Raw genomic sequence first — 14721 nt, forward strand, 5'->3', positions numbered from 1 at the left:
ATGGGGGAATGAATATGAAGTTATTCAAGATATACATTATCAGTTTGGTTACAATGGCAATGATTGTTGCTTGTACAGATGAATGGGATTTGCAGAAAAATAATTTTATTCGTGAGGGAGTGCCTGTAACAGTTTCGTTGGATTTTGGGGTTTCTGCTTCGAAGATAGCAAGTCGTGCAGCCGAAAGCGAAACAACGGAACGTACGGTGAACCGTGTATATCTTTTTGTATTTAACTCTGACGGTTCGCTGGACAACAAGCAATTGTTTACGATAAATTCATCTACAGAAAGTTGTATAACCTCTGTCACAAGTTTTTCGATGCATTCCGGTTACGACAAGCGTTTTTATGCTATTGCCAATCCTACCAGTGGTTCAGGTACATTGGGAGCAAACGAGCTTGCAAGGATAGAAAGTGAAGATGAATTATTGGAACAAACTTCAAGTTTATTGATTCCTACCAATATCGAGCGTTCCTATTTTCTGATGTCTGGAAAGATGGGATTGTCTTCTGGAAGTACACAAATAGATGTAGATGAACGCGGCAATATACGAGGAGCTGAAACCTGTATACATAATCAGCCGGTAATAGAATTGGAAAGAGTGGATGCGCGAATTACATTTAAGATAAAAGGCGCGGAAGGACTTAATTTTATACCAGATCGCTATTGGGTTGAAAATATACCTCAGCATACATACGTATTTCCTCATGATGAAGATTATACAGAAGAAAACGGATTGAACTATGTTTCCATGTCTGATGAGGAATATGATGTTCAGCGTAATGTAGAAGGACAGGACGAAAGCGGCAATTATATATTTGAGTTCTATTTGGCTGAAAATAGGCTAAGTCCCAAGAAAAATATAACGGACACAGATGCAAATAAAGAAGTAGAGAACTTATATGCGTTGCGTGAAAAAAGAGAAAAAGAAACAGGCATTATCGACCCCAATAAACCAGGGAAAGAAGAGGAAAATGGAGAATTTGAATACGCAAACACCAATTCTACTTACGTAGTATTTCATGGAACATTATCTTATTTTGATAATGAAAAGCAAAGGTATGTGTATGCTGATGCTGAATATACAGTTCATTTAGGCAGCACGGGAGGAAGTTCAAATTGGAATGACCCTGAATATGTAAACAATTATCGTACGGAACGAAACACTCATTATACTTATACAGTAGAAATTGCCGGTGTGGAGAAAATGCGAGTGGAAGTGCAAGACGATAGAGAAGAACAACGTCCTGGTGTAGAAGGTGATGTGATTTTCTCAGGTGAAGCAGTGGCAGAAATGGATGCGCACTATGGGCGCACACGCTTTGTATTGAATAAACAAGATATATTAAGGGGATTGTCGTGGGCTGTACGCACTCCATTACAAAGTGGCATGAAGGCTTTTAACACAAAACAATTTGTAGAGAATAATAATAATATCAGTACTGACAGAAATAACTATACACTTGAACAATGGGAATCCCTCCAAACAGACTTGAATCTTAACGATTACAAATGGGTGCAATTTGTGATTAACCGAGAAGCTGGTTATATAGAAAATGATGATTTTGCCAAATATCCAGGTTATCAATCTTACACAGGAAGTGATCCCAATGACCCTTATCAACCAGCACCACCGTTTGGCGGAGAAGGAGCACGTCCTGAATGGGATGGATATCCTGCAAATGGTAAAGTGGTTATGTATGATGCCAATCAATTGGTCAACCATCTATATGCCGAAGCTAAAAGAACAAATCCTGCTTCATCCATTTTTGATAGGAATGGTGATGTAATCATTACAGCTTTTGTAGACGAATATGTTTATGTATATGATCCACGCGAAGTATATTATCGTTCTCCTCTCACAGTCAAAACAGATGATAAAGATGTAAATTTACAATTATGGAAAGATGTAGTAAACCGTGATAATCGTATGCTCTATTTATGCACTACGGGAGCTATTTATAGTCCAGACGGCGAAACATCTGTTTCTGATAACGTATTTACCATTACGCAAAAACCTATTTATACATTCTTTAATGAGAACGATGATGCAATTACCGAAGCTTGGGGGACTGAATCTATTAACGAAACCGGGCCTATAAGTCCATATCCACCTGCCGGTGAATCTTACGGTAATCTTTATATAAATGAAAATGCCAATGGATTGCCTAATACGCGTAATGTGTTGTATAATAGCAGTAATGGAGCTCGTAATTTGAATTGGGACGATTTGATGTATTTAGACAATAGTCGTGAACCTAATAATGATGGAACATTGCAACTGAAAGGAAACCGTAATAATATTTGGTATGCTTGCATTGCCCGTAACCGTGATTTAAATGGCAATAATATTGTCGACGAAGATGAAATACGTTGGTATTTGGCTTCCATAGACCAGTTGACAGACATTTGGATAGGTCAATGGTCATTGAATGAATCGGCATGGCTCTATCATGGGACAGGCAATGTGCGGTCACATGTGGCCAGCAGCACTTATTATGTTGGTGGAAATACAGAAACCGGATCGCCTAACGACCCATTTGTGATATGGGCTGAAGAGGGAGCTTCACGTGGTGCATTGTCTGGCAGTACTGGATATAATGGCGAAGGGACGAATAACACAACTATTGTAGATGCAGACAAGTTTGGAAATAGCAGTAGATACCACTATCGTTGTGTTCGCAATTTAGGTATCAGTCTGGAGGAAAAATCTCCGGAAGTTGATCCTTATGTAAGCGTATCTACGGATAACCATTCATATACAAACGATAATGGAGAAACCTATCAAGAAATTATCCTTAGTATGGAAGGAATGGAAAGCAATTCCATTCGCACTGCTATTGTGCAAGATGCAGAATTGCCCAGTCATACAGAACGTGACTATACCAATCGTCCTTATCGGAAGTTTGCAGTGATTAAGAATCGAGATTTTTGGCTAAATTGGAAAGAAAATAGTAATAGTTGGGAACTAGGTTCTTGGGCTGATTATGAAAACGAAAATGTTTGTCCTGAAGGGTATCGTATGCCAAATCAACGAGAGTTAATGCTAATGTATATTAATATACCAAACGATCAGCAAACTGGCATGATTTGGTTCGATCCAAACTCTCAATATAAGGATAATAATCAATATGAAATGGATAATAATTTTGTAGATTTTACAAACCGGCACTATGTTTGTAGTACTAGTTTTGAATATGACAGTCAATATGGAGGCCATCGGCCTGGCTTTATGTATTCCGTATGGTCAGGGTTGTTGTATCTGGAAACAGATAGACGTCAAAATGATACAGGAACATCTGCTAACCACAATGATGGTTTTGTCCGCTGTGTCCGTGATGTTACTGAGTAAACGAATATCCCTCTACATTAAACAATACCAAGGTTTATGTGGTGGGATTTTGTCGAGTACTTGTATTGCTTTGGTATTGGCTTGACCATTACAAAATCGGCTATTGATTTATTGATATTTTCTTGTTTTATTCGTAAGTTTGCAAAAGCATGATTTTTAATAGTAATGACAAAGTTATAAAAGCATTGAGGATGTGGCAAATAGTTACGAACAAATCATCAAAGACATAAATGAGCATCTGCAGAAAAGCGGACGAAGTTATTATTCCGATTTCTATATCGGCATATCAAGCGATGCCCGGAACAGATTGTTTAAGGAACATCATGTGAAAGAAAATTTCTGGTGGATTTATCGTGTTGCTGGCTCTTCGGGCGTAGCCCGCGAAGTGGAACAATATTATTTAAAACTGGGAATGCGGGGAAACACTGGCGGAGGAGATGCCTCGGCTAATATGGTTTATTGTTATGCAGTCACTCCAACAACTACAGAATAACGCATTTAGGTTTTGAACACAAAGACAATGGACAATGAACAATTGACAATGGACAATGAACCGTGCGACATCGCAATTGTCAATTATCAATTGTCAATTGAAAAGAACTTTGCACCTCTGTGTCTCTGCGTTCCATTTCCCACAAACCGATTTGGTTCTACTATAACAAATAAAACAACACCATCGTTTTTCTTTCCGGCAGAAATTTTATATCTTTCCTCTAAAGAAAAACGTTTTCTTTATTCTGTCGGTGTAGAATCTCGCAGATTATATCTATATTTGCAATACCATTAATCAAATAGTCTGTAGTATGCAAGAAGAGGTTTTTAAATTCATTTCAGCCACATTCGGAATATCGGCAGCAATCACCTTTGCCGTTATCATGCTCGCATTTTGGTTAGTGTATTTCATTACAAAGAAAGTGACGATGATACATGCCAGACATGCCGAGCTGGAGAAAGACGAACAGGAAATGGAACAACGCGTCTTGAACACGCTTGACCGTAATGAGGATAATACGCGAAGACGGTTTGAGAGCGTAGAAAACAAAATCGATGAGATAAGAAGAGATATGTCATATATCAAAGAGAACATAGATTTCCTGTGCAACGGTGGCGCAAACCTGATACAAAGCCACAGCCCCATATCGTTGACAAATGAGGGTAAAGAAATTGCCACGCAGATAGATGCAGATGGCATTATTAGCAAAAACTGGGAAAAGATTCGGAAGAATATCGAGCTGCCGGGGGTAAATACGGCATACGATGTACAAGAATATTGTTTATGACAGCATCTGTAGAACCCGAAAAGTTTTTCGATGCGGATAGTATCATCCGGATAAAAGATTTTGCTTATCAGCACGGGAAGTCAGTACAGATTTACCTCCACATAATCAGTTTGCTGATTCGTGACAAGTTCTTGAAAGAACATCAAGGCAACACTTTGATGAATCATCCCATATCTGTTTTTGCGGATTTTTTCGCTTCGCTCAACAACTCGTGCAATTCGCAAGTATTGAGTATGAGGAACCGAAGGTCGACGAAGTTTATTTTATAGTCTGGAGAATCGGGGCACGCGAAATGTACGGGCATAAAAAAAGGAGTACCGCTGTACTCCAACCTTTGTTAACCTTAAATCTAATACTATGAAAAACACATTGCAAATGTACGGACTTCTGGGAAATATGCAAGCATTAGGGTTATAAAAACGTGTTTTATAACATGCTTTAAGAAACGTACCTTCTTATTCAAAAGTCTTTAACAGATTAAGGCATCAGCTTACGCCAAGCTCTTTCCGTGCCACATCGAGTGCTTCGTTGATGTTGCTGCAGATGTTTTCCTTGCCCAGTAAAGTATAGAAGCCCGACCGTTCCAATACGGCGTGCACCTGCGGATTGACACCCGAAAGGATGATGTGGATGTTTTCCTTTTGTGACATCTCGCACAGGGTAGTCAGGTTGTGTATGCCCGTAGAGTCGATGAAAGGCACTTTGCGCATGCGGATGATGCGTATCTGCGGGCGGTCGCCCAGCCGTGCCATGATTTCTTCAAATTTGGTGGCGATGCCGAAGAAGTAAGGTCCGTTTATTTCGTACACTTCCACGCCTTTGGGGATAACCAAGTGTTCTTCGTGCGTTTCCACGTCCGATTCCTTGTTGGGGTCGATTTCATCGGTGATGACCGATATCTGCGTGGTCTCCATCACTCGTTTCATAAACGATACACAGGCGATGACCAGCCCCACTTCGATGGCAACGGTCAGGTCGAATATCACGGTAAGGAAGAAAGTGATGAGCAGTACCGTTACATCGGATTTCGGGTTTTTCAACAGCCCTTTGAATACTCTCCAGCCACTCATGTTATAGGATACTACTACCAATACGCCGGCAAGGCAAGCCATCGGGATGAACTTGGCGAGCGGCATCAGGAATATCAGGATGAGCAGAAGCACGATGGCATGAACGATACCGGCTATCGGCGAGCGGCCTCCGTTGTTGATATTGGTCATGGTGCGGGCAATGGCTCCCGTGGCAGGAATGCCGCCGAAGATGGGTGAGATAATGTTGGCAATGCCCTGTGCCACCAGTTCGGTGTTTGAGTCATGATGGTCTCCGATGACTCCGTCGGCTACGGTGGCGGAGAGTAAAGACTCTATTGCCCCCAGCACGGCGATGGTTATCGCTACGGGGAAAAGGTTCTTCACCGCTTCCCAGTCGAGCGAAGGTACGGTAGCTTCGGGTAATTGTGACTGGATGCTGAAGCGGTCGCCGATGGTGTCGATGCTGGTTACACCTCCGTACATCTTCATCAGGTATACCGCTACGGTCACAAGGATAATCGCTACCAGCGAGCCGGGAATCTTTTTCGAGAACTTGGGCGTGAGCGCGATAATCAGGATGCTGGCTATGCTGACCGCTACGTTCCACCAGTTGACGGTATCGAAATGGCGTGCATAGAGTATCCATTTGCCGATAAAGTCGCCCGGCACCTTCTCACCTCCGAATTGCAGGCCGAATACATCAGCTATCTGTGTGGTGAAGATGGTCAGGGCGATACCGCTTGTGAAACCGATGATGATGGGGTAGGGAATGAACTTGATGATGGTGCCAAGCCGGAACACTCCTAATATAATAAGGAGTATGCCCGCCATTAAGGTCGCTATCATCAGGCCTTCCAGTCCGTATTGCTGGATAATGCCGTAGATGATAACGATAAAGGCTCCCGTAGGTCCGCCTATCTGTACTTTGCTCCCGCCCAAAAGCGAGATGATGAATCCCGCTACGATAGCGGTGATGATGCCTTTTTCGGGACTTACTCCCGAAGCGATGCCAAAAGCAATGGCAAGCGGAAGGGCTACGATGCCTACGATGATGCCTGCCATCAGGTCGGTAGAGAAGTCCGACCGGGTGTAGTTCCGAAGCGTATCTACCAGCTTCGGCTTAAACTGAAATGTCTTCATATACCTATTGAAATAATTAAAATAATAAAAAAGAAGTGCAAAAGTATATATTTATCCGAACATAAACGACTACATTCCCGTTAATCTTTCAAGAAAAGGCAAGAAAGTCTTAATAGAACATAAAAGATGAATTGTAACGATTACAAATTTGAATAATAATGCTATCTTTGTAATGTTGAAAAGAAAACAATGTCTAACCACTAAATAACTAACGATTATGGGAAAAAGTATTAAAGGAACAAGAACAGAGAAGAATCTGGGTATTTCATTTGCTGGCGAATCACAGGCAAGAATGCGTTACACTTATTTTGCAAGTGCGGCAAAGAAAGAAGGATATGAACAAATTGCCGCTATCTTTACCGAAACTGCAGACCAGGAGAAAGAACATGCCAAGCGGATGTTTAAATGGCTGGAAGGCGGAATGGTGGAAATCACAGCCAGCTATCCTTCGGGTGTCATCGGAACTACGCTGGAAAACCTGAAGGCTGCTGCAGCAGGCGAGAACGAGGAATGGTCGCTGGACTATCCGAAGTTTGCTGATATTGCCGATGAAGAAGGATTTCCTGCTATCGCCAAGATGTACCGTGAAATAGCTGTTGCCGAAAAGGGGCACGAAGAAAGATATCTTGCACTGGCAAAGAATGTAGAAGAAGGTAAGGTGTTCAAGAAAGATACCGAAGTGGTATGGCAATGCCGTAATTGCGGATACCTGTATGTAGGTACGGAAGCTCCCGAAACTTGTCCGGCTTGCTTGCATCCACAAGCTTACTTTGAAGTGCAGAAAACGAACTATTAAGCCTTGCTTGACAGTTCGGTAATTTATCACAGGGGACACAGGGATACAGGGGTATTTCTGTGTCCCTTGCGGTTTAAAATACCTACTTTCAGGTATTGACAAAACAGATGAAAGTTTGCAATTTTGCGGACATAGAAAATAACTTTTAAAATCAATAAATGTATGAAAATCAAATCAATCATAGGTCGTGAAGTGCTCGACTCGCGTGGCAATCCTACCGTAGAAGTGGATGTAATGCTGGAATCTGGTATAATGGGACGTGCTTCGGTTCCGTCTGGGGCTTCTACAGGCGAGCACGAAGCGTTGGAACTTCGCGATAAAGATCCGAAACGCTATGGCGGTAAGGGTGTATTGAAGGCTGTAGAGAATATCAATACGGTCATAGCTCCGGCTTTGACGGGCTGGTCTGTACTGGAACAGCGTGCCATCGACCGGAAAATGTTGGAATTGGACGGCACCAAGACAAAATCGAATTTGGGTGCCAATGCCATTTTGGGCGTTTCGCTTGCCGTGGCAAAAGCTGCTGCAAATTACCTGCACATTCCTCTCTATCGCTATATCGGAGGGGTAAATACGTATGTAATGCCGGTTCCGATGATGAACATCATCAATGGCGGTTCGCATAGCGATGCCCCGATTGCATTCCAAGAGTTTATGATTCGTCCGGTAGGTGCTTCTTCGTTCCGTGAAGGCTTGCGTATGGGTGCAGAAGTATTCCACGCCTTAAAGAAGGTTTTGCACGACCGTGGACTGAGTACGGCGGTAGGTGATGAAGGAGGTTTTGCTCCGACATTGAATGGCACGGAAGACGCACTTGACTCCATCCTTGCCGCTATCCGGGCAGCAGGCTACGAACCAGGCAAGGACGTGAAAATCGGTATGGACTGTGCGTCATCTGAGTTTTATAAGGATGGAGTATACGATTACACCATTTTCGAAGGGGAAAAAGGAAAGAAACGTACATCGGATGAACAAATCGCTTATCTGGAAGAACTGATTGACAAGTATCCGATTGATTCTATCGAAGACGGTATGAGTGAAAACGACTGGGAAGGCTGGCAGAAACTGACGGCACGTATCGGCGGACGTTGCCAGCTGGTAGGCGATGACCTGTTCGTAACCAATGTAGAATTCCTTTCGAAAGGAATTGCCATGGGATGTGCTAATTCCATATTGATAAAGGTAAACCAGATAGGCTCACTTAGCGAAACGCTGGATGCTATCGAGATGGCACACCGCCATGGTTATACTACGGTTACATCCCATCGTTCGGGTGAAACCGAAGATGCCACCATAGCCGATATAGCTGTAGCAACGAATAGCGGACAAATCAAGACCGGTTCGCTGAGCCGTTCGGACCGTATGGCGAAATACAACCAGTTGCTCCGTATCGAAGAAGAATTGGGCGACTTGGCAATATACGGATATAAGCGTATTAAATGAAAAAGATCACTTGAAGCTTGTTATAAAGGGGAGATTTCAGCTGAAATTCTCCCCTTTTCCCCCTAAAATGAAGAAAAAATGAAAAAAAACAGGGAAATGTATTGCAGGTTTAAAAAATAGTTGTACCTTTGCAACCGCAATCGAGAGAGATAGCAACGAAAGAAAAACAAAATGGTGCGTTAGTTCAGTTGGTTAGAATACATGCCTGTCACGCATGGGGTCACGGGTTCGAGTCCCGTACGCACCGCAATAAACATTGGATATCAATGTTTTACAAAATAAACACTCGGTTTTACACCCAAGAATGTAAAGTCGGGTGTTTTTCATTAAGAAGCAAAAAGAAAGGGGCTTAACTTACTTGAGTTTGCCCCTTATCTTGATTTTGGCATTAACAGTTCCGCTCGGTATTGATGATTTGTCTAACCCTATCTTTATTCAACTTGCGACAGGTCATTTATTAATACTTGCTCTAATTGTGGTGCTAATGGGGTTACTATTGTGCTATCTATATTCCACTTAACTTGGGAGGCTAATTTTGACTTCAAAGTTTTTTTGTACAGTTTCATTTCGTCTTTTGTAATATACTCATGTTCCAAAACATACAGTTCATCAATGATTTCAATCATCTGTTCTTTAATGTCTTTTTTGTGACTAAAGAACAACTTTCTATAGTTCTTTCTGTTTATCAAATCCATATAAGACTGATATTCCGGGTTATAGATATAATTCTCTGTCTGGTAATAGTTTTCGAGACGAGTAGTGTAACCGAAAAGTGTTTTGGGAGTCTTTTTTTTAGTTGCAAGTACATCGTATTCCACTCGTAAAACTCTTTGTATTGTATCTATCCTTATTGCGCCTCCAACCACTTCATTTAATCGAAGTCGGCTATCTATGCTATCAGTAGTAAATTTCCAACCTTCTTTTTTCAACCTTTCCATTAGAGTGAGACCATCCAAACTGGGTGTGTAAATGTATTTATCTACAAGAGTATTTGCTCTTTCCTTGTCCATATCTATCAATGAATCGTTTTGGAAGTTACGAATCTTGATTGCAAATCTTTCCGCATCTTTATGTTTTGTGTCAATAAAGAAATCCAAATATCCATCCCTGAAATATTTCATACAGGAATCATTCAATTGATAACTTCTGAAGTAAGTCTTGAGATGAATATATTCTCTATTCTTCGCCGTAACTGTTACTGCGTTCAACTGATACTCAATGGGGTTTAGATAAATAGGGATATCCTCCTTAAATAGAGATGATTTAACACTTTTAGGCTTATAGGCAATATGCTGAATAGTAACAACTTCATCGTTCAAGTCTTGAGGTAATGTACCATCTATATCCGTCGTACCTATGACTGCCCCTTTGCTATTTAGAATCTGTGCGTATGATATACGTTGACCGGTCGTTTTGTCAAGCAAGACAGCTTGCCCCGAAACGTTAAGACTCACAAATAGTAATAAGAGTAAAATTGCAAAGCCTCGACATTCATACTTAATAATTGTCCGTAAGAAATCATTGCACATGATTCTTACTTTTACTTTTTTAATGCCCATCGCTGTGTCATTTTGTTCTTTAATATTCAGTTTTTCTTCTTTTGACATACAAATCGTAGATTTTATTCATTTGGGAAATGCCTGTCTGTGATTCTTTATTTACTTAGGCGGCACAAAAATAGAAATAAAAAAGGAGCAACCAACATTTTTTGATTACTCCTTCTGTTCGATACGAGTGAATTAATGTTTATAATCTAAATCCACCTCCTTTTCTCGGTTCATTAGGTGCTTTCCGGAAGCTATGCCCTAACTTGCCAAACTGTTCTTTGAACCATTCACCAATCGGCTGTTTGTTTATGGTCAGAACCAGTTTGCCGTCATCGGTCGGATTCCTTTCTACCTTGAAAACATCATTCCTGATGTCAAACTTCCGCCTGTGTTCTTCTGAATAAATCCTGCCATTGCACCTAATAGCCTCTTTCTTGGTCAGGAGGCTCTCTATCATTTCTTTGGTGAAGCCGATGGCAGCGCACAGCTTTTCCATTCTCAGCATCTCTTTGAGCATCGGGAACCATTTGAACGCTTTTTCAATAATAGCATTCAACCGTGATATTTCCTTGTCTTTGGCTTCAAGTTCCTGATTGTGTATTCCTTGTAGGTTGCGTATCTGCTTGCCGTGCTGTTCCTGCATACGCTGCATTTGGGCTTTCAAGTCATCAATTCCCTTGTCCCGTTTGGCAATTTCCTGACGCAATACTTCATTGGACTGCTCCAGTTTCTTCATTTTCCCGCTGCCGAAGAGAGAACCCACTCCGCTTGCTATGACCGTAGCGGCATCGGTGGCTGCGCCTTTGAGCTTGTCCGTGCGTATCTCCGATTTCACCTGACGGAGTTCCCGCTCGGCAAGGTTTACCTGCTGTTCCTTATGCCGCTTTACGGCTTCTATGCGTTGCAGTTCGGCTTTCTGCTTCTCAATGATGAAATCGTTCCGTTCCAGATGTTCTTTGCCTGTTACGGCTTTTGACTTACCACGCTCCATCAGAAGGATGTCGGATGCCAGGCTCTGCATTTCGGTCATATCCTCGTCATTGAGCTTGCGGCTCTTGCCTGTATCGTGATTCATCCAATCGAATACGATGTGGGCATGGTAATTGGGCTTGAACCATCTTTCGCCTACTTGGAAACTCTCCTTGTCATCCACTTCGGGCAGTCCGCTTAACCAATGTCCCTCGTCCTTGTGCAGAAAGATTTGCAGACCCGTTGGCGGAATTAATTTAGTGCGTACTTAATTCTACCAATGGGCTTGTTATTGATATAGTTGACATATTGCGATACGGTCAGCGCACTAATCTTGCCTATGATTCTGGCAAACAAACCGTTTGTTATCTTTGCATAATTTCTAATGAGGAGGAATTGGCCTGACAATTGAGAAAATATTGTTTCAATCCTCTTGCGGGCTTTTGCAAAAGGGGTGAAAGTCGGTTTCCAATCCTTTTGATTCAGCCGGTAGGGACATTCAAGCCTGATATGCGCAGTCTCAAAGAGGTCGAGTTGTACATCAGCCCCGATATATCCCTTGTCCCCATAGATGCTGCAATCGTGATATTCCAGCTTCACATCCTTCATGTAATTGAGATCATGCACGCTCGCCTTTGACAAGTCATAGGAATGCACTACTCCACTTAACCCACAGATGGCATGAAGCTTATAACCAAAGTAGTATGTGTTTTGCGAAGCGCAATAGCCAAAGTCGGGTGCTTTGGAGAAATCTCCCGACTGTCCCATCTTGCAGCGTTTTCCCCTTGCGGGACGACAGACTTCTATCGGTTTGGAGTCCACAAGGAAGAAATCCTCATCACCATCTATTTTCAAGGCAATCCGCTTGCGGATGGCTTCACATAGGCCTGTGGTTTTCTTTCTGCGGTCATTGAATTGTCTGCGCGATATAAGATTGGGGATTTTCTCCTTGTACTCTTGCAGCTTGTAATCAAAAAGCCACTTCTCACTGTCGATGCTTTCCGATTCGGCAGCCAACGACAAAGCCACGACCTCTAAGTCTGAGAATTTAGGAACAGGACCACGGCGGACAATATTCCCATGCTCATTAACAAGATTATGGGAAAATTGCTTGCATATCTCAAGTATTTTGACAACTTTTGTATATAAGTTGTGCATACGATGATATAAACTTAATGATTTGGACAACACTAAGTTAATAAAAATCAGCGATATGCGCAACTTTTTAAACATAATTCTCAAACCAAATTAATTCCGCCAACGGGTTATATATATGCTTTTGCAATTTAAAGTTTATAATATAGCACAAAGATTTTGTTGAGCAAAATGTATATTGGTGTTGTAGATTGTTTTTTACTTGATTTGTCTAACTTTAATTCTATAGTATAGAGAGAATGAATAAGATAACGCTATCTGATGTTTGTTCAGAAATGAATTTTGGAACTTTCTATGCAACTTATTATGCGCGTTTTATACGTTATGCCTATTATTATGTGAATGATTCTTTTACATCTGAAGATATTGTTCACGACGCTTTGCTCTACTTTTGGGAAAACAAACACAATATACCCAAAGAAACGGATGTAATAGGTTATATCTTATTAACTGTTAAAAATAAGTGTTTAAACTACTTAAAACATTTGTCGATCGAGCAAGAATATAGTAAGCTCTGCACTAACTTGCAGGACTGGGAAATTGCTACGCGTATTCAGACGTTAGAAGACGATAGCTATGATGCTATCTTTTTGGAAGATGTTCAGAAGATTTTGAAGCAAGCATTGGTCAAGTTGCCGGATAAAACTCGGGAAATCTTCGTGCTAAACCGTTTGAAGAATAAGTCACGAAAAGAAATTGCAAGCATTTTAGGCGTATCTCTACAAAAAGTTGACTATCATATCAATAAAGCTATCAATTTACTATCTTATGAATTGAAAGATTATTTACCATTGATGATATTCTTACTATATGATTGTTGATGAATGAGTTACAACACTATATATATCCTATTCTCTTTCCCTTACAAAAGCTATCAGTCGATGGTGAAACTTCCCCTTATAATACCTTTTGCAAATAAAAAACAAACAAAAAATAAAAAAATAGGGCACCTGTTTGGGATTTTGCAAAGTTGAGTTGCTCTAATTATGAAGACCACAAAAAAGATGACGATGGAAAAAAAAATATTATACCGCTATTTTGAAGGGATAGCCACTGAAGAGGAAAAGAATTTCATTCATCAGTGGATTGAGGAAAGCTCAGATAACCGAAAGCTATTTATACGAGAGCGAATTCGTTTTGATGCCACGTTGCTAATGGATGAGAAAGCCATAGCGATTTCATCGAAGCGTATTCACCTCTCTCGATGGATGATTAATACAATTAAGATAGCTGCTTCTGTACTTGTTTTAATTGGCTGTTTGCATTTCTTTGAACTGTATCAACAGGATAAACAATATAAAAAAACACAAATGGTTTATGTACCGGCTGGCAATCGAAGCAAATTGTTGTTGCCAGATGGAACTATTATATGGTTGAATTCTAATACTCGCCTTCAGTATCCTTTGCTTTTTGCAAATGGCAAGAGAGAAATAATGCTGGATGGAGAAGCCTATTTAAAAGTTGCAAAAAGTAAGGAGCCTTTTATTGTCAAGACCAATAAATATAATGTTCAGGTATTAGGAACTACGTTTAGTGTTACAGCTTATGCTGCAGATTCAGTTTTTCAAACAAGTCTCTACGAGGGACGAATTAAAGTTTTTGATAATAATATGGCATCAGTATATTTGTCTCCTGGTGAGACTGCATATTCCCAAGATGGTTCATTGCATGTTACTAATATGACAGATTCGGATGAATATCGTTGGACAGATGGATTGATATGTGTAACAGATAAGCAATTCTCTGAAATAATTAAGATATTCGAACGGACTTTTGATATACAGATTGTAATGAACGATTCATCACTTAGTAAACTAAGATATAATGGTAAATTCCGTATATTAGATGGAGTAGAACATGCTTTGAAGGTGTTGCAAAATGATTATCCATTTGTTTACCGAAGAAATATAGATGATAATGTGATTTATATTGAAACCAAGAAATGATATCTTTTCTTATGATTGTTAAACCCATAATATAATTGCCTATGAAATAATAAAAAGAGAA

Annotated in this window: 11 protein-coding genes, 1 tRNA gene and 1 pseudogene; 9 read left to right on the forward strand and 4 right to left on the reverse strand. The window is 40.7% G+C overall.

All coding sequences use genetic code 11. The features are described 5' to 3' along the window. Positions 1-8 precede the first annotated feature (8 nt). From B5G04_RS04255 to B5G04_RS04270, 4 genes are all read left to right on the forward strand, one after another. A complete protein-coding gene (locus B5G04_RS04255; RefSeq protein ID WP_087395941.1) occupies positions 9-3353 on the forward strand; it encodes a fimbrial protein in 3345 nt (1114 codons plus the stop codon). A gap of 193 nt (positions 3354-3546) precedes the next feature. Further along, complete coding sequence (locus B5G04_RS04260; RefSeq protein WP_087395943.1) at positions 3547-3846, forward strand: hypothetical protein; 300 nt, start codon at positions 3547-3549, stop codon at positions 3844-3846. A gap of 310 nt (positions 3847-4156) precedes the next feature. After that, positions 4157-4633: a hypothetical protein gene (locus tag B5G04_RS04265; RefSeq protein WP_087395945.1), complete on the forward strand. Its 477-nt coding sequence runs from the start codon at positions 4157-4159 to the stop codon at positions 4631-4633. Next, positions 4630-4902 carry a hypothetical protein gene (locus B5G04_RS04270; protein ID WP_087395947.1) on the forward strand — a complete coding sequence of 91 codons (273 nt, stop codon included), beginning with the start codon at positions 4630-4632 and terminating at the stop codon, positions 4900-4902. The genes B5G04_RS04265 and B5G04_RS04270 overlap by 4 nt, the downstream gene beginning before the upstream one ends. Positions 4903-5118: 216 nt before the next feature. Here the strand turns inward: B5G04_RS04270 and sulP are convergent, their stop codons facing one another. Further along, complete coding sequence (gene sulP / locus B5G04_RS04275; protein WP_087395950.1) at positions 5119-6804, reverse strand: sulfate permease; 1686 nt, start codon at positions 6802-6804, stop codon at positions 5119-5121. A 217-nt stretch (positions 6805-7021) separates the two neighbouring features. On the opposite strand from sulP, the gene rbr reads away from it, so the two are divergent. The 3 genes from rbr to B5G04_RS04290 all read left to right on the forward strand — a co-directional run bounded on the left by rbr (position 7022) and on the right by B5G04_RS04290 (position 9290). Beyond that, positions 7022-7600 (forward strand): rubrerythrin, encoded by a 579-nt coding sequence (gene rbr / locus B5G04_RS04280; protein ID WP_013618245.1) that lies wholly within the window; start codon positions 7022-7024, stop codon positions 7598-7600. A 162-nt stretch (positions 7601-7762) separates the two neighbouring features. Continuing rightward, complete coding sequence (gene eno / locus B5G04_RS04285; protein WP_087395952.1) at positions 7763-9043, forward strand: phosphopyruvate hydratase; 1281 nt, start codon at positions 7763-7765, stop codon at positions 9041-9043. 173 nt (positions 9044-9216) lie between these two features. Continuing rightward, positions 9217-9290, forward strand: a tRNA-Asp gene (locus tag B5G04_RS04290). A gap of 184 nt (positions 9291-9474) precedes the next feature. Here the strand turns inward: B5G04_RS04290 and B5G04_RS04295 are convergent. From B5G04_RS04295 to B5G04_RS04305, 3 genes and pseudogenes are all read right to left on the reverse strand, one after another. Further along, positions 9475-10650, reverse strand: a complete 1176-nt coding sequence (locus B5G04_RS04295; protein ID WP_087212835.1) for a hypothetical protein — start codon at positions 10648-10650, stop codon at positions 9475-9477. Positions 10651-10789: 139 nt separating this feature from the next. Next, positions 10790-11797 (reverse strand): annotated as a pseudogene (locus B5G04_RS04300) (mobilization protein); the annotation flags it as partial. A gap of 14 nt (positions 11798-11811) precedes the next feature. After that, positions 11812-12792, reverse strand: coding sequence for an IS982 family transposase (locus B5G04_RS04305; RefSeq protein WP_087395954.1), 981 nt, complete (start codon positions 12790-12792; stop codon positions 11812-11814). 161 nt (positions 12793-12953) lie between these two features. On the opposite strand from B5G04_RS04305, the gene B5G04_RS04310 reads away from it, so the two are divergent. Both B5G04_RS04310 and B5G04_RS04315 read left to right on the forward strand, forming a co-directional pair. Then, complete coding sequence (locus tag B5G04_RS04310; protein WP_087395956.1) at positions 12954-13535, forward strand: RNA polymerase sigma-70 factor; 582 nt, start codon at positions 12954-12956, stop codon at positions 13533-13535. Between the two features lie 189 nt (positions 13536-13724). Further along, positions 13725-14660 (forward strand): FecR family protein, encoded by a 936-nt coding sequence (locus B5G04_RS04315; RefSeq protein WP_158100040.1) that lies wholly within the window; start codon positions 13725-13727, stop codon positions 14658-14660. Positions 14661-14721 lie beyond the last annotated feature (61 nt).

The organism is Bacteroides sp. An51A, from assembly GCF_002161565.1.
Lineage (GTDB): Bacteria > Bacteroidota > Bacteroidia > Bacteroidales > Bacteroidaceae > Phocaeicola > Phocaeicola intestinalis.

What these genes read in the sequence shown, in the direction of transcription:
- B5G04_RS04315 (WP_158100040.1), top strand. Translation starts at nt 13,725, where the DNA reads ATGGAAAAAAAAATATTATACCGCTATTTTGAAGGGATAGCCACTGAA.
- sulP (WP_087395950.1), bottom strand. Translation starts at nt 6,804, where the DNA reads ATGAAGACATTTCAGTTTAAGCCGAAGCTGGTAGATACGCTTCGGAAC.
- B5G04_RS04265 (WP_087395945.1), top strand. Translation starts at nt 4,157, where the DNA reads ATGCAAGAAGAGGTTTTTAAATTCATTTCAGCCACATTCGGAATATCG.
- B5G04_RS04305 (WP_087395954.1), bottom strand. Translation starts at nt 12,792, where the DNA reads ATGTTTAAAAAGTTGCGCATATCGCTGATTTTTATTAACTTAGTGTTG.
- B5G04_RS04310 (WP_087395956.1), top strand. Translation starts at nt 12,954, where the DNA reads ATGAATAAGATAACGCTATCTGATGTTTGTTCAGAAATGAATTTTGGA.
- rbr (WP_013618245.1), top strand. Translation starts at nt 7,022, where the DNA reads ATGGGAAAAAGTATTAAAGGAACAAGAACAGAGAAGAATCTGGGTATT.
- eno (WP_087395952.1), top strand. Translation starts at nt 7,763, where the DNA reads ATGAAAATCAAATCAATCATAGGTCGTGAAGTGCTCGACTCGCGTGGC.
- B5G04_RS04270 (WP_087395947.1), top strand. Translation starts at nt 4,630, where the DNA reads ATGACAGCATCTGTAGAACCCGAAAAGTTTTTCGATGCGGATAGTATC.
- B5G04_RS04255 (WP_087395941.1), top strand. Translation starts at nt 9, where the DNA reads ATGAATATGAAGTTATTCAAGATATACATTATCAGTTTGGTTACAATG.
- B5G04_RS04295 (WP_087212835.1), bottom strand. Translation starts at nt 10,650, where the DNA reads ATGTCAAAAGAAGAAAAACTGAATATTAAAGAACAAAATGACACAGCG.